The sequence below is a fragment of the Methylopila jiangsuensis genome, from assembly GCF_027922305.1.
Taxonomy (GTDB): Bacteria; Pseudomonadota; Alphaproteobacteria; order Rhizobiales; family Methylopilaceae; genus Methylopila; species Methylopila jiangsuensis.
This window is the reverse complement of record NZ_BSFK01000005.1, coordinates 725878-746843: the sequence shown is the minus strand read 5'-3', so window position 1 is coordinate 746843 and position 20966 is coordinate 725878. Positions and strand designations below refer to the sequence as shown.

General features: G+C 68.8%; 16 protein-coding genes, 2 tRNA genes and 2 pseudogenes. 4 read left to right on the top strand and 16 right to left on the bottom strand.

Features of this window, described 5'->3' with window-relative positions:
• Positions 1-102: 102 nt before the first annotated feature.
• Complete coding sequence (locus PKE85_RS05005) at positions 103-771, bottom strand: MarC family NAAT transporter (protein WP_271203673.1); 669 nt, start codon at positions 769-771, stop codon at positions 103-105.
• A gap of 588 nt (positions 772-1359) precedes the next feature.
• Here PKE85_RS05005 and PKE85_RS05000 point away from each other — a divergent pair.
• Positions 1360-1561: pseudogene (locus PKE85_RS05000) on the top strand (transposase); the annotation flags it as partial.
• Here the strand turns inward: PKE85_RS05000 and PKE85_RS04995 are convergent.
• The 15 genes and pseudogenes from PKE85_RS04995 to PKE85_RS04925 form a co-directional block, all read right to left on the bottom strand.
• Positions 1551-1792, bottom strand: a pseudogene (locus PKE85_RS04995) (DDE-type integrase/transposase/recombinase); the annotation flags it as partial. The pseudogenes PKE85_RS05000 and PKE85_RS04995 overlap by 11 nt on opposite strands.
• Positions 1793-1819: 27 nt before the next feature.
• Positions 1820-3739: an iron ABC transporter permease gene (locus tag PKE85_RS04990; protein ID WP_271203672.1), complete on the bottom strand. Its 1920-nt coding sequence runs from the start codon at positions 3737-3739 to the stop codon at positions 1820-1822.
• Positions 3736-4587, bottom strand: a complete 852-nt coding sequence (locus PKE85_RS04985) for an ABC transporter substrate-binding protein (protein ID WP_271203671.1) — start codon at positions 4585-4587, stop codon at positions 3736-3738. Before PKE85_RS04985 ends, PKE85_RS04990 begins: the two co-directional genes overlap by 4 nt.
• Positions 4581-7022 carry a TonB-dependent siderophore receptor gene (locus PKE85_RS04980; protein WP_271203670.1) on the bottom strand — a complete coding sequence of 814 codons (2442 nt, stop codon included), beginning with the start codon at positions 7020-7022 and terminating at the stop codon, positions 4581-4583. Before PKE85_RS04980 ends, PKE85_RS04985 begins: the two co-directional genes overlap by 7 nt.
• 103 nt (positions 7023-7125) lie before the next feature.
• A complete protein-coding gene (locus PKE85_RS04975) occupies positions 7126-8052 on the bottom strand; it encodes a FecR family protein (protein WP_271203669.1) in 927 nt (308 codons plus the stop codon).
• A 65-nt stretch (positions 8053-8117) separates the two neighbouring features.
• Positions 8118-8612, bottom strand: a complete 495-nt coding sequence (locus PKE85_RS04970; protein WP_271203668.1) for an RNA polymerase sigma factor — start codon at positions 8610-8612, stop codon at positions 8118-8120.
• A 510-nt stretch (positions 8613-9122) separates the two neighbouring features.
• Positions 9123-9977, bottom strand: a complete 855-nt coding sequence (gene tolA / locus PKE85_RS04965) for a cell envelope integrity protein TolA (RefSeq protein WP_271203667.1) — start codon at positions 9975-9977, stop codon at positions 9123-9125.
• A gap of 3 nt (positions 9978-9980) precedes the next feature.
• On the bottom strand, positions 9981-10580 hold the full coding sequence (locus PKE85_RS04960) for a biliverdin-producing heme oxygenase (protein WP_271203666.1): 600 nt from the start codon (positions 10578-10580) through the stop codon (positions 9981-9983).
• Positions 10581-10621: 41 nt separating this feature from the next.
• The gene (locus PKE85_RS04955) at positions 10622-13288 is read right to left on the bottom strand and encodes a TonB-dependent receptor (protein WP_271203665.1); all 2667 of its coding nucleotides are present in this window, start codon (positions 13286-13288) and stop codon (positions 10622-10624) included.
• Between the two features lie 116 nt (positions 13289-13404).
• A complete protein-coding gene (locus PKE85_RS04950) occupies positions 13405-14331 on the bottom strand; it encodes a FecR family protein (RefSeq protein ID WP_271203664.1) in 927 nt (308 codons plus the stop codon).
• A 114-nt stretch (positions 14332-14445) separates the two neighbouring features.
• Complete coding sequence (locus PKE85_RS04945; protein WP_271203663.1) at positions 14446-14964, bottom strand: sigma-70 family RNA polymerase sigma factor; 519 nt, start codon at positions 14962-14964, stop codon at positions 14446-14448.
• A 225-nt stretch (positions 14965-15189) separates the two neighbouring features.
• Complete coding sequence (locus PKE85_RS04940) at positions 15190-15723, bottom strand: hypothetical protein (protein ID WP_271203662.1); 534 nt, start codon at positions 15721-15723, stop codon at positions 15190-15192.
• A 133-nt stretch (positions 15724-15856) separates the two neighbouring features.
• Positions 15857-15932: transfer RNA gene (locus PKE85_RS04935), tRNA-Ala, on the bottom strand.
• A 163-nt stretch (positions 15933-16095) separates the two neighbouring features.
• Positions 16096-16171: transfer RNA gene (locus tag PKE85_RS04930), tRNA-Ala, on the bottom strand.
• A 161-nt stretch (positions 16172-16332) separates the two neighbouring features.
• Positions 16333-16731, bottom strand: coding sequence for a TIGR02300 family protein (locus PKE85_RS04925; RefSeq protein WP_271204077.1), 399 nt, complete (start codon positions 16729-16731; stop codon positions 16333-16335).
• A gap of 169 nt (positions 16732-16900) precedes the next feature.
• Here PKE85_RS04925 and aroA point away from each other — a divergent pair, with 169 nt between their 5' ends.
• The 3 genes from aroA to rpsA all read left to right on the top strand — a co-directional run bounded on the left by aroA (position 16901) and on the right by rpsA (position 20886).
• Positions 16901-18250, top strand: coding sequence for a 3-phosphoshikimate 1-carboxyvinyltransferase (gene aroA, locus PKE85_RS04920; protein ID WP_428981314.1), 1350 nt, complete (start codon positions 16901-16903; stop codon positions 18248-18250).
• The gene (gene cmk / locus PKE85_RS04915) at positions 18247-18879 is read left to right on the top strand and encodes a (d)CMP kinase (protein ID WP_271203660.1); all 633 of its coding nucleotides are present in this window, start codon (positions 18247-18249) and stop codon (positions 18877-18879) included. Before aroA ends, cmk begins: the two co-directional genes overlap by 4 nt.
• 300 nt (positions 18880-19179) lie before the next feature.
• A complete protein-coding gene (gene rpsA / locus PKE85_RS04910; RefSeq protein WP_271203659.1) occupies positions 19180-20886 on the top strand; it encodes a 30S ribosomal protein S1 in 1707 nt (568 codons plus the stop codon).
• The last annotated feature ends 80 nt before the right edge of the window (positions 20887-20966 follow it).

The following is a 20966-nucleotide window of genomic DNA, read 5'->3' as shown; positions in this document are numbered from 1 at the left end:
TCATCTGTTAACCATGCGCCGCGAGGTTGGGTCCGTGGCTGCGGCCGAGGCGGCTCCCGCAAAACGACGGCGGACAACACGGGAGCCGCCTCAACCACCGCTTCAGGACGCGCCGCTAAAGCTCACCACGAACTCGCGAACGCCGGATGCGATGAACTGCACGGCGACGCAGGTGAGCAGAAAGCCCATGATCTTGGTGATGGCCTGGATGCCGTGCTCGCCGAGGAACCTCGCGATCCAGTTCGAGAAGATCAGCGCCACATAGGCGACCAGCACCGTCAGCGCGATGCCGACCAGCACGATGACGTGCCCGTCGATGGAGTGGCCTTCGGGGATCTGCGAGCCGTAGCTCATCACCACTGCGATGGAGCCGGGGCCGGCGAGGCTCGGCATGGCGAGCGGCGAGAACGAGAAGTCCAGCTCGGCGTGCTTGATCTCCTCCGCGTCGCCCTCCTCCAGAGGCTCTTCCTGCCCCTGTCCGGAAAACAGCATGCGGAAGGCGAGCACCATGATGATGAGCCCGCCGGCGATGCGGATGCCCGGTAGCGAAATGCCGAACAGCGCGATGATGCCGTTGCCGAGGAACAGGAACGCCGCGAGGATCAGGAAGGCGTAAAGACAGGCGAGGCGCGCCTGCCGCGCCCGCCAGTGCGGCGCCATGCGCTTGGTCAGCGCCAGAAACAGCGGGATGGTGCTGAGCGGGTTCATGATCGGCAGCAGGCCGAGCGTGATCACCGGCACATATTTGATCGCGTTGGCGATGAACTCCACGTCGCCTCCCTTGCCTTATCTGGACGTCGCGCGGAGTGAGCATCGGCTGCCTGCGGACGACCAAGACATCCGCCAAGCCCGGCCTGTGGTCAACGCATGAGACGGTGGGGCCTGTCCAACGCTAACGCGAGAACGGGCCCGGCTCTTTAGGGCGTGGCCCTGCCACCTTGCCCGGCGCAGGTTCGACGATCCGTCATGGAAGTGGTGGTGGAGGCCGTCGCCTACGAATTGATCTCACCCGGACCTCTTTCACCGCTCTGAGGGAGATCAGTAAAGCGATTATTCTCGCCCAGAGGTGTACAATTTACGGCTGACGAACGCTCATACTTGATAATCAAAGTGTAAAAGAATTGGTTGTCTTGACTATCGCCCGGAATGATAGCTGTCTCTGTATGTTCCGAATCGGAAGAATGTGATTTGCGCGGGAATTATAGTCAGGCTTCTCGGCGGCGACAAAAATGTCGTGGATCGCCAGAATCCGTCTGGCGTGAGAGACTGTCCCCTACATGCGGTGGGGACCCAATCAACTGTCTGGCGCTTTGGTCTGATTCCGTTCGGCGTTGAGTTTCGCCGCGACTGGAGGGTGTCCTGAGCGATCCGTTCTGGCTCCCGGACGAAGCGTGGTCGGCGCTGGAGCCGCATCCGCCGGGCAAGCCAGGGTCGATGACCGGCGGCGCTGATCTCGGGCGTCCTGCACATCCTGAAAACCGGGTCCGGCTGGCGGGACGTCCCGTCCCGGCACGGTCCCTCCAGGACGATCTGCAACCGCTATGCGCGTTGGGCGCGCCGCGCAGGATGAACAGGTCCGACAGGACGTCGATGACGTCGGTCGACCGGGGCCTCCGCCCGATCCGGATGGCGATGCATTCGCGCGTGAACTGGTTTGTCACGCTGAGCATCCTGAACGTGTGGCCGCCGTGGGTTCGATCCTCGACGAAGTCGTAGGACCAACGTGATTGGGTCGCTTCGGACGAAGCCGCAGGCGCGAGCCGTCGTTGAGCCACAGCCTCCCGCGTATGGGCTTGCTTCGTCGGCGGTCACCGCCGCGTCACCGCGAAAGAGCGACGAGCGCCGCGGCGCCTCCGAGGAGCATGGCGATGACGCCCGCGGGAACCTCATAGGGGAACAGCGCGACCCGTCCGATCCAGTCCGCGGCGGCGAGGAGGGCGCCGCCGATGAGGGCCGATCCTGCGAGCAGGCTCGCAGGCGAGCGGCATCCCGCGCTGCGCGCGGCATGGGGAGCGATCAGGCCGACGAAACTGAGGGGACCGATCACCAGCGTCGCGGCCGCGGTGAGGACGCTGGAGAGCGCGAGCGTCAGCGCCTGCGCCTGGCCGACGCGCAAGCCGGATGAGCGCGCGACCGATCCGAGCGGCAGCAACTGCAGCGGGCGGGCGAGAGCGAGCGCCGCCGCGAGGCCGCCTGCCGCCACGACGATGATGACAAGCGCTCGACTTGCGTCCGCCTGGTAGGTGGAGCCGCTGAGCCAGGTGACGGCGAGCGCCATGCGCGGATCGCCGCTCGCCAGCAGGAACGAGACGACGCCCGTGAAGGCTGACGCGACGCCGACGCCCAGCAGAAGAGGTTGCTCCGGCGGGGCTCCGCGCCCAACCCCTTTCAGCGCCCAGACGGCAGCGACGCCCGCGCCGAGACCGCCCGCGACGAGTTGAGCGCCTGCGCCCGCCATGGGCGCGACGTAGAGCAAGGCGAGGAACCCCAAGGCGGCGCCGGCGCTCACGCCGATCATATCGGGGCTCGCCATGGCGTTTCCGGTCATGCGCTGCAGCAACGCGCCCGCGACAGCGACGGCCATCCCCGCGCCGAACGCCGCGAGGGAGCGCGGGACGCGATAGTCGAACGCCTGATCCAGCGTCGCCAGGGTCCAACCGTCCGCCGTGCGCTCGACGACGAGCGCCACGGCCAGAGCGGCGAGGGCGGCGACGAGCAAGGCGCCCCACTGGGGACGCCGTCGCCGGGGCGGCGCTGAAAGCGGCGCAAGCGTCAGCGACGGACGGCGCATGCGGGCGGCGAGCGCCATCAGCAGCGGCGCTCCGAGCAGCCCCGTCGCCGCTCCCGTCGGCAGATCGAGCGGGATGAGCTTCACCATTTCGTCGGTGAGCCACAGCAGCCCGGCGCCGTAGATCGGAGTCCACAGCAGCCGCGCGCCGACGGTGCGGGCGCCGACCGCGCGGGCGAGATGCGGCGCGGCGAGGCCTACGAAGGCGATCGCTCCCACCTCGGCCGTGGTCAGCGCCGCAAGACCCGCCGCGAGCGCAAGACCCGTCAGGCGAATGGTTTTCGGGTCGCCGCCGAGCGCAGCGGCGCCTGCGTCGCGCAGCGCGGCCAGGGTGAAAGCGCGGACCAAGCCTGCGGCGGCAAGCCACGAAACGGCCAGCAAGGCGACGAGGTTCGACGTGGCGGACCAGTCGTTCTGCCGGAGCGAGCCGGAACTCCAGAGAAAGAGCGACCGCATCCACTCATGATTGAACAGAGCGATGAGCGTCGTCGCCGCGCTCGCCGCGAAACTCAGCACCAGGCCGGCGATCACGATGGTCGCCGGCTTCATGCCGCCGCGGGACGCGAGCGCAAGCGTGAACCCCACCGCCGTCAGGCCGCCGGCGAGCGCGACCAGCGACTGCGACGCGCCGCCCAGCCCCGCCGGCCCGAACAGGGCGAGCGCGAGCACGGCGCCCGCCGAGACGCCGGTGGTGGAGGGCTCGGCGAGCGGGTTGTCCAGCGCAATCTGCAGGATGAGGCCGGACAGCGCGAGCGCGGCGCCGGCGGCGAGCGCGACCGCCACGCGGGGGAACAGCGTGTAGTGGGCGATCATCGCGGACACGTCGCTCGGGGGCGGCGCCAGCAGCGCGGAAAGCCACTCGGCGGGAGGCAGCAGGCGCGTCGCGCTCACCGCGAACAGCGCCGCGGCGGCGGCGAACAGCGCGGCGGCGAAGAGCGAACGCGGCGTCATCGCGCGCTCTCGATCGCGTCCGCGAGCAGGGTCGCGAAGCGCGCCATGCTCGCGAGCCCGCCATAGACCCATACCGGCGGCAGCGTCACCACGTCATGAAACGCCGGCATGGCCCGCCACAGCGCGCTGCGCGCGAGCGAGACCGGAGGGCCTGGCGACAGCGCCACCAGTCTGGCGCCCTCGAAGCGGGCCAATCGGTCCAGCCCCAGCGTCGCGAAACCCCACATGTTGGTCGGGCCGGCGTAGGCGTTCGTCAGCCCGATCCGCTCGACCGCGGTCTGGAACAGCGAGCCTTTGCCAAACACGTCCGCTCTTCGGTCGTCCGCAAAATTGGCGATCAGGACAGGACGCTCCCCATGCGCGGCGAGGCGGGCGGACGCGCGAGCGAGCGTCACGTCGAGGCGCGCCAGCACGGCGGGCGCCTCGGCGGCCGCGCCGCAGGCGTCTCCAAGGCGTGCGAGCGCCTGAAGCGACCGGTCGTAGGGGCGCCGGTCAGCCTCGTAGATCGCGAGCTCCAGCGTCGGCGCGATGGCCTCCAGCCGAGCCTGTGGCGGCCCGTAATGGCGCAGGCGGACGATGAGGTCCGGTCTGAGGCTCGCGATGAGCGCAAGGTTCGGCTGCGCCCTGAGGCCGACGTCGACCACCGCCGTCGGCAACTGCGGCGTAGCGACCCGCGTCCGGTAGTAGGGCGCTTCAGCGACGGCGGCGGGGGTCACCCCCAGGAGAAGGGCGAGCTCCGTCAGCGCCCAGTCAAGCACCACGACGCGCGGGCCAGAAGCGTAAGCCCGCGCGCCTCCGACCAGAAGCGAAGTGGCGGTCAGGACCGACCGCCGGGTCCAGTTCACCACCGGTATTTCATCGTCGCATACACGGTGCGGCGGTCGCCATAATTGCAGCCATAAGCGGCTAGGCAGGTCGATACATACTTCTTGTCCAGAATATTGCTCGCGTTCACTTGCAGCGATACGCCTTTGAGTCTCTCGATCTTCCGGCCTAGGTCGTAACGCAGCGAGGCGTCGAACAGCGTCACGCCGGGCGTCTTGAACTGGTTCGCCTCGTTGCCGAACGACGCTCCAAAATACCGGGCCCCGCCGCCGAGGCTTAGTCCGTCCGCCGCTCCGGGACCGAAGGAGTAGTTCAGCCAGGCTCCCGCCTGATGCTTCGGCACAAAGGCCGGGCGATTGCCAAGCTGGGTTGCGGCGGTCGTGCGGGTGATCTCGGCGTCGGTGTAGGCGTAGGAGACGATGCCCTCGAACCCATGGCCGAGATTGGCCTTGCCTTCAAATTCAACGCCCTTGACCGTTATTTCTCCGGTCTGGGTCGCCGCGCCGGTCGTCGGATTGGTCGTGACCGCGTTCGTCTGCGTCAGGTGAAACGCGGACAGGCTGACAAGGCCGTCGAAACCGTCCGGCTGGTATTTCACGCCGGCTTCGACCTGCTCGCCTTCGGAGGGCTTGAACGGATCGCCGCCCACGTCGACGCCAGCCACCGGCAAGAACGACGTCGAGTAGCCGACAAACGGCGCCACACCGTTGTCGAACCGATAGCTCAAGCCGATGCTTCCGGTGAAGGCTTCGTCATCCGCCGTCACCCGACTGATCGCGTGGGTCGAGACGGTCTCGGTGGCTGTCCGGTTCTTCGCCCAGTCGTAACGGGCGCCGGCCTGCAGCGTCCAGGCGCGCCACGTGATCGTGTCCTGCAGGTACAGGCCCAACTGACGCTGGACCGCGTCGATGCGCGTCGCGACGGCCGGCTCCGTCACGGAAAGGCCGGCGCCGGGATCGAAGGCGTTGTAGTTCCCCAGGTTCAGGAACGCCAGGTTCGACTCGCGATAGGCCGCCTTCTCACGGGTGAAGTCGGCGCCAACGAGCAGCGTGTGCTCCAGCTCGCCCGTTGAAAAGCGCCCCTCCGCCTGATTGTCGACGGTGAACATCTGCGATCGCTCGGGGAACGCCCAAGCGTAGCGAAGGAGGTTGGTCGGCAAGCAGGTCGCAGCCGAAAAGCAGTAGCTCTGGACACGCCTCGTATGAGTGTCCACCTCGCCGTATCGCAGGTTCTGACGCAGCGTCCAGCCGTCGCTGAGCTCATGGGAGAGCTTGTAGCCCATGAACCACTGCTCGTTGACGAAGCGATCGTAGGAGGGTTCGCCGGTGAAGGTGCTCGAGGGGAGCTTGCCGTAGCCGGAGGAGGGGTAGAGCGTCCCTATGGCCGGCAGGGCCGGCGGGGCGCCGCCGCCTTTGTCGTCGATCTTCTGATAGTGCCCCAGCAGCGTCAGGGTGGTGCTCTCCGTGGGCTTCCAGGTGAAGCTCGGCGCGATGAAGAGCTTGTCGTCTTCGACGTGGTCGACCTGAGTGTCCGCGTCGCGGGCGAGGCCGATCAGCCGGTAAAGAAACCGTCCGTCCGCGTCGAGTGGTCCGGAGACGTCGAAAGCCGCCTGCTTGCGATCATGGCTGCCGCCGAGCAGTTCGATCTCGCCCCGCGCCGTCTCGGTCGGGGTCTTGCTCGTCATCGCCAGAAGACCGCCTGGGTTGCTCTGGCCGTAAAGGCCGGACGCCGGTCCTTTCAGCACCTCCACGCTTTCAAGCAGGTTCGGCTCGATGCGGGCCTGCGAGTAGCCTCGGGCGCCGAAGGGGAGGCGCAGCCCGTCCAGATACCGCCTCGGCGTGAAGCCGCGGACCGTCAGCCAGTCGTAGCGGGAGTCCGTGTCGCCATACTGCGTGACGACGCCCGGGGTGTAGCGGAGCGCCTGCGTGACGGTCTGCGCGCCCTGATCCTCCATCTGCTTTTGGGTGACGACGTTCACGACGCGCGGGGTCCGGACCAGCGGCGCGCCGGATTTCGTGGCGCCGGGGCTGACGCTCGCTGCGTAGCCCTGAGGCGCAACGCCCTGGCCAGCTCCCTCAACCGAGATCTCCGCGAGTTCGGTCGCGTCCTGCGCCGTGAGCGCGCCTTCGCGGCGCAGTTGCACCAGCGTCAGGGCGTGCAGTTCGATGTTCTCGTAGGACAGGCCGGTGCCCTCCAGGAGAACCCGCAACGCTTCCGTCGGCGGGAGATTTCCCTGCACGCCGGACGTCCTGACGCCCCGCACCGCCGATCCGGACGAGAGAAGCTTGCGGCCCGAAGCCTCGGCCCACTGCGTCAGCGCCGCTCCGAGCGGCCCGGCCGGGATCGAGAAGCGAACCCGGTCCTCCGCCTGCACCTGGCCCGCCGCCGCGCACAGGCTTGCGCCCGCCAGCGCGAAGGCGGCCGCCCGCCGTCGCCATGTTCCCGTCCGTCCCGCCATTTCAATCCCCGTTCGCCGTCGCGGCCGCGCGCGGCCTTCTTACCGACGAAGACGCCGGCGGACGGAACTTCGACACCGGCGTCCCGAGAAAAATTCCGGACTCTCACCGCGCCGCCGTTCGCACGATGGTCAGGAAGGGCAGCCGGGTGACGTGGACCGGAAGCGCCGCGGCGATGGCGTCCAGCAATGCGGGGGCGTCGTTGGTGGGAAAAGCGCCGGTCAGCCTCAACCGGCCGGCGTCGCCGAGCACGATGATCCGTCCTCCCACGTACCGGCTGACTTCATGGGCGACCTGCTCCAGCGGCTGGTCGTCGAAGACCAGAAGGCCCCTGCGCCAGGCGGTGGCCGCGCGCACGTCGACGGCGCGGGGCGCCAGGAGGCCGCCGTCCCGGATCTCCGCCTCCTCGCCCTCGCTGAGCTCGGTCTGATCGCCGGTGCGGACGTCGCTCGCCCGAACGCGCCTCTCGGTGACCAGCACGCTGGTCGCGTCATAGGCCTGTTCGACCGCGAAAGCGGTGCCGAGCGCCCGTGCTTCGAGATTCCCCGCCGCGACGATAAAGGGGCGGGCGGCGTCCGGCGACACCGTCACATGGAGGCGGCCGGAATAGAGCTTCAGCCTGCGCTCGCCGGGCGTCAGATCCACGTCGAAGCTCGTCGAGGCGTCCGCCTCCACGGTGGAGCCGTCCGCGAGGGAGATGGTTCGCCGTTCGCCCACGGATGTGCGTTCGTCCGCGAAAAAGGCGCCCGGCGGACCGAATGCTCCCACCGCGAACGCGCCGCCGAGGCCGATCGCCAGCGCCGCGAAGATCGCCACGGTTCCGCCGCCGGGCCGAGGCTTCAGAGCCGGGCCGAGACGCGCCCACAGCAGTTCGGCCCGTTCCGCCGCCGCCCGCCGCTCCGCGCTCGAGGCCTTCCAGTCTTCATAGGCCTCCCAGTCCTGCGCGACGGCGGAGCCGGAATGCAGGTGGACGATGCGCTCCAGCGCCGCCTCAGTCAGGGCGTCCAGCGTGTTCTTGGCGTCGTCCGTCATCGCCTGGGCGTTCTCCCGCGGTCTTCCCGTCTTTAAGACGTCTGGGGAGCAAAAGCCGACAGGGATCAGCCGGCCGCCGAGTCAAGACTTTGGAGGCAGACCTTGAGCGCCTTCATGATGTGCTTGCTGACCATGCTCGGCGAAACGGACAGGCGCGCCGCGATCTCGGCATGGGAAAGGCCCGCCACGCGGTTGAGCAGAAGCGCGGTCCGCGTCTTCGGCGGCAGGCCGTCGAGCGCGGCCCTGAGCAGCGCGAAATCCTGCCGGGCGATCAGGCTTTGATCGGCGAGCGGCGCGGCGTCCGCCAGCGTCGCCGCCTGCTCCAACGGCAAAGCGCGCCCCTGGCGGCGCTCCCGACGCACGAGATCGACGATCAGATTGCCCGCGATCCGCCAAAGGAAGAACTGGGACGCGGGCGCGTCGGAGCGCTCGTCTCGCCGGCTCGCGACATAACGGAGAAACGCCTCCTGCGTCAGATCGGCCGCGGCCTCCGGGTCGCGAAGGCGTCGATAGGCGTAGCGCCTGAGATCGTCGCTGTAGGCGCGAAAGAGCGCATCCATGTCGGCGGGCGCTTCCGTCCCGCCCCGAAACGAAACACTCATCATGCCGCCCTCAGCCCGGGGCTACATACCCAAATGATGAAAACCCTTCAAGATCAATGTTTTATATGAATTCCAAACTGCGGTGGACATCCTCGTAGCTTACGCGGAAGCCGGCTCGGTCCATCTGAGCCGGTCGACGACGGCGGCGAGATGGACGAAGCCCCGCGCCGTCATCGAGCGCCGGCGCATCGACTGCAACCACCTCAGGCCGCACTTGGCGCACGGGGGATTGACCGCCGGAAGCGGCGCGCCCGAGCCCCTCGGCCGTTCGCCTGCGCGACTTGATCAGCTCGCCGCACGGCCGCTCCCGCCGGCGCAGCAGATCGGCCATCAACCCGCTGGGCTCTCACAATGATCGAGGGACCAGAAGGGGCGCGCCACGGACCGATTCGAAACCTGAAGTTGCGAGGCCCGCTTAAGTCGCCCTGGAGCTCGAAAGATCGAAAGCGTCGACCTATAGGACGCGCCTTATCGAACGCTGAAGTGTACTGGCGCGGTGATCATTCTCTGCGCGCGGGGAGGCGGCGCCGGCACGGGCGAGGCGCGCCGGACGAGCGAAAGCACCGCCTGATCGAGCTCGGAATGACCGGACGACCGCGCGAGCGAGACCGACAGCACGTTGCCCTTGCCGTCGATGCGGAACCGCACGTAGGCCGTCCCCGTCTCCCCTCGGGCGCGGGCGGCGGACGGATAGAGCTTGCGCCGCTCCAGATGCGCCATCAGGCGGGCCTGCCAGGTCACGGGACTTTCGCCGGCGGCGCCGGAGGCGCTTGCGGAAGCGGCGGTGCGGTCCGACGGAGCGACCGGCGCGCTCGCCTGCTGTCGGTCGGCCGAGGCCTGACGCGGCGCGCTCGGAGCCGAGGGCGTCGCACGGGGCTTCCTGGGCTTTGGCCTTAGCGGCGTCTCTCCCAAGGTTCGGCGCACTTCGGGCCGCGCCGTGGGAAGCGGAACCTCGACCGCCTCGAGCTCCGGCAACTCCGGCTCGATCGCATCATCGGTCGTCGCCTCCGCGATCTCGTCGGGCTCCTCGGTCTCAGCCTCGTCGGGGATGGCTTCGGACCGCGAGGCGGCCGCCGCCTCGGCGGCTTCCGCAAACACTTCATCCGGCGCGGATTGCTCGGCGTCGGTCGCGACCGCCTCGGGCAGGGGCGCGAGATCGATCATGATCGCCGGCGGCGGGCCGGGAGGCAGGGCGATCGGCGTGGAACGCAACGCCCACCATGCGACGCCCGCGTGCAGGGCGACCACCCAGAGCGCGGCCGACGTCCAGCGCAGGACGTCATGGTCGGTCGCGCTCGCTGCGATCGAGGCCGTCCGACCCATGGCTCAGAAGGCTTTCGCCACCCGGCCTCGGATGCGGGCGAAGGCCGCCTGCGCGCCGCGCGAGGCGCGCGCGGCTCCGGTGGCGCCGAGCGGGGCGGCGTCGAGCGCTGCGGCGAATGTGCGCCAGCTCAGCCCGCGTCCCTCGGCGGCGGGCGCCAGATGCCGCGCGCCGAAGCTTTCGGACAGGCCGAGCCCCGCCGCCCGCTTGAGCAGGAACGCCGCGCCGAGATTGGAGCCCTCCGCCACGTAGAGCCACCCGAGCGCCTCGGCGACGTCGTGGGTCTCGCCCTGGGCGAAGACGGGAGCGTCGGCGTCCTCCGGGGATGGCAGGCCGAGATCGGCCAGGTCCTGAACGATCAGGGGCAGACGCCGCAGCGCGGGCAAGCCCGGAAGGAGCCGGATCAGCTCCGGGTCGCCATAGAGCTCGTCGATATCCCGGTGGAAGGAGCGCTGCACGTCGAGGAACCGGCCATAAAGGTCCAGGCTCGCGAACGGCCGCCCCGCCATGATCGCGGCGTCCAGTTCCTCGTGCTGCGCGGCGGTGTCCGCTTTCAGCCGTTTCGAGAGGCTATCGCCATGGCTGACGAGATCGAGCGTTTCCATTCGACTTTCCAGGATCGGAGCTTGGTTCGGGACGGGCCGGCTCAAAACTTCGCGGTGAGCGAGGCGGTGAAGGTCCGGCCGGGCGCCGGCTGCAGAACGAGAGACAGCGGGTCGACGTAGTATTTGTCCGTCAGGTTCTCGACCCCAACGTTCGCCGTGAAATACTCGTTGATCTTGTATGTGGCGAACACGTCCACGAGCGTGTACGGCTTCCAGTCCACCAAGGCGATGAACTGGCTCATTCCCTGCGCGGTGGCGTCGCCATGGCCGATGGCGCGCTTGCCCACATGCTGGACGCGGCCGCCGAGGGTGAGCGTTTTCCAGAACTCCTGCGAAGCCGTCAGGCTGAGCGAATACTCCGGCGGGACGTGGTTCGTGCTGTAGTCGGAGTAAAGCGACTTGCTTTCGCAAGCGTCGGCGGTGCGGCAGAAGGTGACGTCGAGATAATAGTTTGCCGTAAATTCGGCTTTGAAACCTGCGTTTTCGTACACGCCGGAAAACTTAAGACCTTCGAACTTCGCCCTGTCTATGTTGAAGATCTGCATGCCTGACACAAGCGCTCCGTTCAGCTCATAGCTTGTGTAGTGACGGGAAATGTAATTCTTGACGTCCCAGTTGAAGTAGCTGAGCTTCATCATTCCCTTGTCGTCGGCTGCGTACAGGCCCTCCTTGCGGAAGTTCGCTCCGATCTCCCAGTTGCGGGAGCGTTCGGGCTTCACGTTCGGACTAACGCCCATGGTGAAGCCGGTCGCGGCCTCGATGATGCTCGGGGCGCGAAGCGTGCTGGAGTAGTTCGTGTAGAGCTGAACCCCGGCGAGCGGCTCGACCGTCACGCCGACCGACGGGCTGAAGCCGCCCTCGCTGCGCTTGACGCGGTAGTCGTAGCCGCGATCCCAGTCCTCACCGGGGTCGTTGCGGTCCTTCGACCAGAAATGCGTGTAACGCAGGCCGCCGTTGAGCGTCAGCCAGTCGACCGGTTTGAACGAAGACTTCACAAAGCCGGCGGCTTCGTTGCGCACGGCGTCGCGGGGATCGAGCCAGGACATGACCGCACGGGTGCCTTTGCCCGGCCGAGTGTCCTCGCCGCGGTAGGCGACGCCGTAGGTGAGGTCGAGATCACCGTAGGCGAGGTGGAGCTTCGACAGGTTGGAGATTTCGCCGCCCCACATGTCGGTGTCGGAGCCGGGCCGGAAATCGCCCCGTTTATAGACGGCGTAGGAGACGGGGTTAGGGCCCCGGACCTCCAGTTGGCTCCAGTAAACGTTCGCCTTGAGGTCGATCAGCGGATTGTCGGCCGGCGCCCAGCGGTAGCGGCTCGTCAGCGTGTCGAGGTCGGTCTTCGAGGACAGCGCCAGTTGGTAGGGTTGCGAGCGTTCGTCGGTGAGGCGCGAAGCGAACTGCGACCCCGTGTCCGCGCGGAAGCCGGTGTAGCCCACCTGCAGGCTTTGGTCGTCGTCGAACCGCACCGTGCCCTTGAAGAGCCAAGACTTGGTCTCGAGCTGCGTGTTGAGCACCTCTTCGCCGGCGCGGTAGTTCGTGAGGCCGCCGTTCTCGACGTAATCGGTCCAGCCCTGGCACCAGCCGGTTGAGCTGCACACCGTCCTCGGCCCGGTATGGACCGGCTTCGCGCCGTCTCCTCCGTTCTTGCCGGCGAAGTAATTGCCCTGCTTGCGATAGGCGAAGCCGCCGATCAGCTCATAGTTCTCTTGCTTCACAGCCGCGACGGCGCTGCCGAACCCGCTGCTCGGCTCGAGGAAGCCCGGCCTGTCCATGCCATTGGACGACGGCGTGGCGACGGCCGGCGCGCCGGCCCAGCTCGGCCAGCTGTAGCCGCCTTGAGCATTGTCGCTCGGCTTGGTCGTATTGGTTCCGAAGCCGCCTTTCACCCGCACGCCGTAGTCCCGCCCATCCTCGACCAGGTCCGAGGCGTTCAGCGTGCGCATCGCGACCGTGCCGGCGACGCCGAAGGACGCCGCGTCGGAGCCCTTGATGATGTCCACTCCGCCAAGGAGGTCAGGGTCCATGTAGGTGCGGTTCGAGACGCCCTGATAGCCTTGATAGATCGTCATGGCGTTCTCCGCGCCGTCGATCGTGGTGGCGACGCGGCCCATGCCCTGCATGCCGCGGATGTTCACGTCGATCGCCCCGGCGCCGTTGCGGGCCTCGCCCGACAGGACGCCGGGCGTGCCGCGGAAGATGTCGGCCGGGCTCGATCCCCGGAAACGCTCGATCGTTTCGGCCGAGATGTGCGCGGTCGACGCCGGCGTCACGTAAGGCGCGTCCGCCGGCGAGACCCCTCCGGCGCCGGTGATCTGGATCGGGCTGAGCACCAGCGAGCCGTCCGCGTCGGGCGCGTCGTCCACGGAGGCGGCGGGCGCGGTGATGACGGCCGTTCGGGCCGAGGTGAGTTGGTAGGTCAGCCCCGTCCCGGCGAGCAGCCGGCGCAGGGCGGCGTCCGGGGTCGCGGGCCCGGTCAGGCCTGCGGTGGTCTTGCCCGTGGCGAGATCAGGCCGGTAGGCGAGCTGAAGACCGGCCTGACGCCCGAAAGCGGCGAGCGCGTCGCCGAGACGGCCGGCCGGAATCGAGAACGGGCGTTCGGGCGCCGTCTGCGCTTTAACGCCTCCAGACGTGGTCAGCGCCGCGCCCGCCAGCAAGCTCGCCGCAAGGCGCGCAGCGACGCCTCGTCCGTTCCGATGTCCCGATGTCACGCCCGTCGTCCCCGATGATTGATCGATCGACGGAGCGGCGCGCGTGCGTCCGATCCGTCCCGCTTTCGAGAACGAACGGCGCTTTGGAATTTCCTGCGCAGATGTGCTCCGCAGGCTCAGAAGCGGGACAGTACGACGAGCCAGGGGGTGACGGGGCGCGCCGATCCGCCAAGTGGCGCAACCGCCGCCACGAGCGCGTCGAGCGGCGCGGTTGGGTCGAACACGCCGCTGATCCGCTCGCCGCCGAGGGTCGCGTCCGCGATGACCACGCGCGCCGCGCTCCAGCGCGCGACACGGGCGGCCACCGAGGCTAGGGTGTCGCTGTCGGCGAAGATCAGCCCCTGGCGCCAGCCTGCGACCCTGTCGACCGGCGTGCGCCCGCGCTGCAGGCGGCCGTCGTCGCCAAACGCGCACCAGTCTCCCGGTCCGAGCCGGCCAGCGGCGGGCATCTCGACCAGCCCGCGCTCCACGCCGACGGTGACGACGCCCGCCTCTTCCCGGATCTCGAACGCCGCGCTCGCGGTGGAGGCCTTGACCCCGGCGGCGATGGCGACGAAGGCCTGGGCGCCGGGGAGGGGCTCGAAATAGGCCATGCCGCGAAGCAGCTCGACCGAGCGGCGGGTGTCGGAGAAATCGTAACGCAGGGCGGTCTCGGGCCCGAGCTCCGCCGGGCAGCCGTCCGGCAGGGTGACCTGACGGCGCTCCGCGACCCCCGTCGCCACGTCGGCGCGCGCCCGGACGATGGCGCCAGGGAGAACGACGGCCCCGGCGGCGCCGGCTGCGAGCGCCGCGCCGCCGCCGGCGAGGACGCGCCGGCGCGACGGAACGCGAGGTTGCGGCGCGCTCCGGGCGGCGAGCGCCTCGCCTCCCAACTCGTGCAGGCGGATCGCTTCGCCCCAGACCCGGCGGTGGTCTGCGCTGCGCGCGAGCCACCGCTCCGCGGTCTCGCGCGCGACCGGATTGTCGGGATCAGCCTGAAGCCGGAGCAAAAGATCAAACGCCTCGCTCCAGAGGCCGTCGTCGTCGCGCAGCAGCTCCGCCATCCTCGGTCCGGCTCACAAAAGGCCTTGCGCCCACGGCGCCGCCCGGTCGCTTACACTAGCGATAACGAGAGAGGATAGCGGATTTCTCGTTCGGGCGCGCCGCGACGGCTGCGATCACGCGCCGGCGGCCGTCCGGCTTCGGAGGTGGGAGTAGGCCTCCTTCACCAACGCTCCGGCGCGTGAGGTGGAGAGGCCAAGCTCGCGCCCAACCTCGGCCAGGGTGAGACCCTGCATCCGGTTGAGCTCGAACGCCCGACGTGTGCGCTCGGGCAGTTCGTCGAGGGCCGCCATCGCCAGCGCGAGGCGCTGCCGATCGGCCAACCGCCGTTCGGACGAGGGCTCGGGATCGGCCGCGAGCGCCAGCGCCTCCGGAGAAACGGAAGCGAACGGCGCGATGCGCTCCCGGCGGGCGGCGTCGAGCGCGAGGTTGCGGGCGACCATGGCGAGATAGCCCTCCGGCCGATCGTCCTGGCGGGCGTCCTGCGGGTCGTTGGTCGAGGCGGTCATCAGGCGCACGAAGGCGTCCTGGACGATGTCCCCGGCTGCGTCGGGCGACATCCCGCGCCGGACGAGGCCGCAGCCGATCGCCTTGGCGCTTTGGCGAAACAGGGCGTCGAGGTTCCAGCGGCGCATTACGGGTCCGGCGTCGATCGTCAGCTACGCCCTAGCGGTAACACGCCTTCCAAGAAAGGATAAACGTTTTCAATAGTTTATACTTGTTCCAATCCAATTGGGCATGCCAGTGAGACAGGCGAACGATCTCTCCGTTCTGATCCTTGAGCCCGAAAGCTGACTTGCGGTGCGGCTTTTGAACCCAAGAGGTTCTCGACCTTGTGGCGCTGCCGATAGAGCGCCTTTTCATAGGGAGTGAGGGACTGTCCAGCATCGGCTCGAGGGAAAGGCAGGGTTCTGCAGGCCGTGCGGCAGGCGGACCCGGAGCGCACGGCGCTTCTCGTCCTGCAGCGGAACCTGATGGATCCTGCGCTCGTGGCGACCTTCTGCGAGGAGTGCGCGGCGCACCTCAACCGCTTGCGCATCGAGCGCAACGCCGCGATCGAGGGCTACAGGGCCGAGCTCGTGAAGCTCGACCGGCAGGACGACCGGATGGTCCAGGCCATCAAGGACGGCTTCGCGACGCCCAAGCTCAAGGAGGACATGCACGTCCTGCTCGACCGGCGGAAGGAGCTGCGCTGGCTGCTGATGTCGACCCAAGAGGCTCCGGCGCCGCTGAACCCGAACATGGCGCTGCGCGAGCGGCAGGAGGTGGCGTCGCTGATTCGGGCGATGTCCGAACCGGACAGCCGGGCGGAGGCCACCGGCTTGGTTCGCGCGCTGGTCGAGCGCATCGTGATCACGCCCGATCCCAAGGACGGTCTCGTCATCGACGTGCACGGCGACCTCGCCGGCATCTTCAATGTCGCGATCGCCAAGGGCAGGAAGGGCGCAGAGCGGGAGATCGATTGGAGGCAGATTCGACTGGTGGTCGGACTGCCGGAGCCCCGTGGCGGGGCGACGTCGGGTACGTTGGTGGAGCCAGGCGGAATCGAACCGCCGACCTCTTGAATGCCATTCAAGCGCTCTCCCAACTGAGCTATGGCCCCACCGGGGTGCGGTCCGCTGCGGCGTTGGGATCGAGCCGCGGACCGGACGTAAAACTTGCAGTCGGCTCTGTTGTCGCCGGGTGTCGGCGAAGTCGGAGCCGCAGACGCGAACCTTGGCGGTCAGCGTCTAAAGTCAGCCTCTTGCGAGGGCGTGACGGAAAAATGGTGGAGCCAGGCGGAATCGAACCGCCGACCTCTTGAATGCCATTCAAGCGCTCTCCCAACTGAGCTATGGCCCCACCGGGGTGCGGTCTGATGCGGCGTTGGGATTAGGCCGCGGACCGGACAGTCAGTGCGTCCCGTCGAAACAGGAAGCGCCTCGCCTAGGCTTGAGGCCGGCGAGGCCGCCGCCCCATGTGGACCGGGGCGGCGCTCCTAGAACCACGATTCGATGCGCGGTTCAAGCCTCTTCGTCTTTTTCCCGATCGCCGATGATTTCCGTCACGTCGTCGTCGGAATCCTCGTCGGCCTCGAGGAACGCCTCGGCGTCGTCGTCGGCGTCCACATCCACGTCGTCGGCGTCGTCTTCGGCGCCGTCCTTGCCGCCGGAGCTCTCGGCGTCGGCGTCCTCCAGCGAGATGGTGTCGACGTCCTCGACCACCTCCTCATCGTCGGCGTCTTCGCGCGCGCTCGCCTTTTCGGCCGCGGCGCGCAGCTTCTTGGAGGCGATCGGCTCGAACGCGCTCATGGGATAGGCGACGCCGGTGTAGGGCGAGACGACCGGGTCGCGGTTGAGGTCGTAGAACTTGCGCCCGGTTTCGGGGCACACGCGCTTAACGCCGAGTTCGGGCTTGGCCAAGGCGTTCATCCTGCAGTGGTCGAGAAAACGAGCCGGTGGATTGACGCGGGCGGGCAGGGCTGTCAAGAGCCAAACGCCCGTCCGGGCCGTAGCAGGCGGCGCGGAGACGCGCTCTCCCGGCCGCGCCGTACCGTCGTTTCGCACCGTCTTGGGGGAGCCTGTCGCGTCCGTGTCCTCGGTTTCCGAACCTGTTGTCGCCGTCGCCCGCCGCTCCGGCCCGCTGAAGGGCCGCCTGCGGGCGCCGGGCGACAAGTCCATGTCCCACCGGGCGCTGATCTTCGGCCTGCTGGCGGTGGGCGAGACCCGAATCGAAGGCCTGCTTGAGGGCGAGGACGTGCTCGCCACCGCGCGCGCCTGCGCGGCGCTGGGCGCGGAGGTGGAGCGCCTCGGCGAGGGCCGCTGGCGGGTGCGCGGCGTCGGAGTCGGCGGGCTGCGCAGCCCCGACGCGCCGCTCGATTTCGGCAACGCCGGCACCGGCTCGCGGCTGATGATGGGCGTGGTGGGCGGGCACCCGATCACGGCGACCTTCGACGGCGACGCCTCGCTGCGCTCCCGCCCCATGCGCCGCATTCTCGATCCGCTGGCGCTGATCGGAGCGGAGGTGACCGCCTGCGCGGAGGGCGGCAAGCTGCCGCTGACGCTCAAGGGCCCGGAGACGGCGCTGCCGATCACCTATGAGACGCCGATGCCCTCGGCGCAGGTGAAGTCGGCGGTTTTGCTCGCGGGCCTCAACGCGCCGGGCGTCACCACGGTGATCGAGCGTGAGGCCACCCGCGACCACACCGAACGCATGCTGCGCGCCTTCGGCGCCGAAGTGACGGTGGAGCCCCACGGCGAGCACGGCCGTCTGATCCGGCTCGTCGGCCAGCCGGAGCTGCGGCCGGCCGTGGTGCGCGTGCCGGCCGATCCGTCCTCTGCGGCCTTCCCGCTGGTGGCGGCGCTGATCGCGCCGGGCTCGGAGGTGACGCTGGAGGGCGTGATGACCAACCCGCTGCGCACCGGCCTCATGCTGACGCTGAAGGAGATGGGCGCGGACATCGCGACCGAGAACCTGCGCGAGGAAGGCGGCGAAGAAGTCGCCGATCTTGTGGTCCGCGCCGGGCCGCTGAAGGGCGTGGACGTGCCGCCGGAGCGCGCGCCCACCATGATCGACGAATATCCGGTTCTCGCGGTCGCGGCCGCCTTCGCCGAGGGTGAAACCCAGATGCGGGGCCTGCACGAGCTGACGGTGAAGGAGAGCGACCGTCTCGCCGCGGTGCATGCGGGCCTCGTCGCCAACGGCGTCGCGGCCCGGGTCGAAGGCGACGACCTGATTGTAGAGGGACGTGGCGGGGTTGCGGGCGGCGGCGCGCCGGTGCGCACCCATCTCGACCACCGCATCGCCATGAGCTTCCTCGTCATGGGGCTCGGCGCCGACGCGCCGGTGACGGTGGACGACGCCACCATGATCGCGACCAGCTTCCCCACCTTCCTGCCCCTGATGACCGGCCTCGGCGCCGAGATGGAGACCAAGGCGTGATCATCGCGATCGATGGACCGGCGGCGTCGGGCAAGGGCACTCTGGCGCGGCGGATCGCGGCGGCCTATGGCCTGCCGCATCTGGATTCCGGTCTGCTGTACCGGGCGGTGGCGTGGTCTCTGATCGCCCGCGGCGTGGCGCTTGAGAGCGCCGACGAGGCGGAGGCCGCAGCCCGCGGGCTCGACGCGGCGGCGCTCGGCGATCCGGCGCTGCGCAGCGAGGCGGCGGGGGCGGGGGCCTCGGTGGTCTCGGCCTATCCGCCGGTGCGGGCCGCGCTGCTGGACTTCCAGCGCCAGTTCGCGGCGACGCCGCCCGGCGCCGTGATCGACGGCCGGGACATCGGCACGGTCATCTGCCCGCAGGCCGAGGTGAAGATCTTCGTCACCGCTTCGCCGGAAGAGCGCGCCCGCCGCCGCACCCGCGAGCTCGCAGGCCGGGGCGAGGCCGTGGACGAGGCGGCGATTCTCGCCGACATCCGCGCCCGGGACGAGCGCGACATGAACCGCACCGCCGCGCCGCTGAAGCCGGCCGCCGACGCCGCGCTGCTCGACACCACCGAGCTCGACGCGGACGCCGCCTTCGCCGCTGCGACCGCCATCGTGGAGGCCCGCGCGCTCAAGACGGTTTGACCGCGGCGACGATTGCGCCCAAGGCCTTGATCTGCTACCCACCGCGCACTCCGGGCGAAGGCTTGTCGCCGCCGGGGCCTGTCGGCATTGGCTTGCGCGCAGCGCGGCCGCCGCGGTCTCCATGAGCGAGAGCCATATCGGACGGATGAAGCTTCCGCGGTCGCGGCGTCCAGGCGCCGGCCCGCCGTTCGCGCCTCACTGAAGGCCGGACGGCGCGCAACCGACCCGCCGTCGCGCAACGCTTCTCGACCAACACCAACGCCGGCGCTTAGAACGCCCGAAGATCGGGCAGGAGATTTCATGAACGCCACTGCCGCCGCCCCCTCGCGCGACGATTTCGCCGCGCTGCTCGAAGAGTCGTTCGCGACCGCCGACGTCGCCGAAGGCTCCGTCGTCAAGGGCACCGTCACCGCGATCGAGAAGGACATGGCCGTCATCGACGTCGGCCTGAAGACCGAGGGTCGCGTCGCCGTCAAGGAATTCACCGGCCACGGCCGCGACAACCCGCTGAAGGTCGGCGACGTGGTCGAGGTCTATCTGGAGCGCGTCGAGAACGCTCTGGGCGAGGCCGTGCTGTCGCGCGACAAGGCGCGCCGCGAGGAGAGCTGGGTCAAGCTCGAGCAGGCCTTCAACGACAACCAGAAGGTCGAGGGCGTCATCTTCAACCAGGTCAAGGGCGGCTTCACCGTCGACCTGGAGGGCGCGACCGCCTTCCTGCCGCGCAGCCAGGTGGACATCCGCCCGGTGCGCGACGTGGGCCCGCTCATGGGCACGCCGCAGCCGTTCCAGATCCTCAAGATGGATCGCCGCCGCGGCAACATCGTCGTGTCGCGCCGCACCGTGCTTGAAGAGTCCCGCGCCGAAATGCGCCAGGAGCTGGTCCAGAACCTCGAAGAGGGCCAGGTCATCGAGGGCGTCGTCAAGAACATCACCGACTACGGCGCGTTCGTGGACCTCGGCGGCATCGACGGCCTGCTGCACGTCACCGACATCGCGTGGCGCCGCGTGAACCACCCGACCGAGCTGCTCCAGATCGGGCAGCAGGTGAAGGTGAAGATCATCAAGATCAACCACGAGACCCACCGCATCTCGCTCGGCATGAAGCAGCTGCTGGCCGATCCGTGGCAGGGCATCGAGGCCAAGTATCCGGCGGGCGTGAAGTTCACCGGCCGCGTGACCAACATCACCGACTACGGCGCCTTCGTGGAGCTGGAGCCGGGCATCGAGGGCCTGATCCACGTCTCCGAGATGTCGTGGACCAAGAAGAACGTCCACCCGGGCAAGATCGTCGCCACCTCCCAGGAGGTCGAGGTGATGGTGCTCGAGGTCGATCCGGTGAAGCGCCGCATCTCGCTCGGCCTGAAGCAGACCATGCAGAACCCGTGGGAAGCCTTCATCGAGAAGTATCCGGTCGGCTCCGAGGTCGAGGGCGAGGTCAAGAACAAGACCGAGTTCGGCCTGTTCCTGGGCCTCGACGGCGATGTGGACGGCATGGTCCACCTGTCCGACCTCGACTGGAACCGTCCGGGCGAGCAGGTGATCGAGGAGTTCAAGAAGGGCGACATCGTCCGCGCCCAGGTCCTCGACGTGGACGTGGAGAAGGAGCGCATCTCGCTCGGCGTGAAGCAGCTCGGCGGCGATCCGTTCGTGGAGACCGGCGAGCTTCGCAAGAACGCCGTCGTCACCTGCGAGGTGATCGAGGTGAAGGAAGGCGGTCTCGAGGTCCGCATTCAGGACACCGACCTGACCGCCTTCATCCGCCGCGCCGATCTCGCCCGCGAGCGCAACGACCAGCGCCCCGAGCGGTTCTCGGTCGGCGAGAAGTTCGACGCCCGCATCACCCAGTTCGACAAGAAGGCGCACAAGGTCTCCGTGTCCATCAAGGCTCTGGAGATCGCGGAAGAGAAGGAGGCCGTCGCGCAGTACGGCTCGTCCGACTCGGGCGCCTCTCTCGGCGACATCCTGGGCGCCGCGCTCAAGAAGCGTTCGGAAGGCTCCGAGGACTGAGGTCCTCAACCTCCGCGGCCGGCGGTCTCCGCCCGGCCGCGGACTTCGCGATTTCGAAGGCCCGCGCGGGAGTTCCGCGC

Excerpts from the sequence above, each read along its gene's own strand:
- PKE85_RS04970 (WP_271203668.1), bottom strand. The coding sequence starts at position 8,612 with ATGGATGCGCTCTTTCGCGCCTACAGCGACGATCTCAGGCGCTACGCC.
- PKE85_RS04990 (WP_271203672.1), bottom strand. The coding sequence starts at position 3,739 with ATGACGCCGCGTTCGCTCTTCGCCGCCGCGCTGTTCGCCGCCGCCGCG.
- PKE85_RS04975 (WP_271203669.1), bottom strand. The coding sequence starts at position 8,052 with ATGACGGACGACGCCAAGAACACGCTGGACGCCCTGACTGAGGCGGCG.
- tolA (WP_271203667.1), bottom strand. The coding sequence starts at position 9,977 with ATGGGTCGGACGGCCTCGATCGCAGCGAGCGCGACCGACCATGACGTC.
- PKE85_RS04960 (WP_271203666.1), bottom strand. The coding sequence starts at position 10,580 with ATGGAAACGCTCGATCTCGTCAGCCATGGCGATAGCCTCTCGAAACGG.
- rpsA (WP_271203659.1), top strand. The coding sequence starts at position 19,180 with ATGAACGCCACTGCCGCCGCCCCCTCGCGCGACGATTTCGCCGCGCTG.
- PKE85_RS04945 (WP_271203663.1), bottom strand. The coding sequence starts at position 14,964 with ATGCGCCGCTGGAACCTCGACGCCCTGTTTCGCCAAAGCGCCAAGGCG.
- PKE85_RS04950 (WP_271203664.1), bottom strand. The coding sequence starts at position 14,331 with ATGGCGGAGCTGCTGCGCGACGACGACGGCCTCTGGAGCGAGGCGTTT.
- PKE85_RS04980 (WP_271203670.1), bottom strand. The coding sequence starts at position 7,022 with ATGGCGGGACGGACGGGAACATGGCGACGGCGGGCGGCCGCCTTCGCG.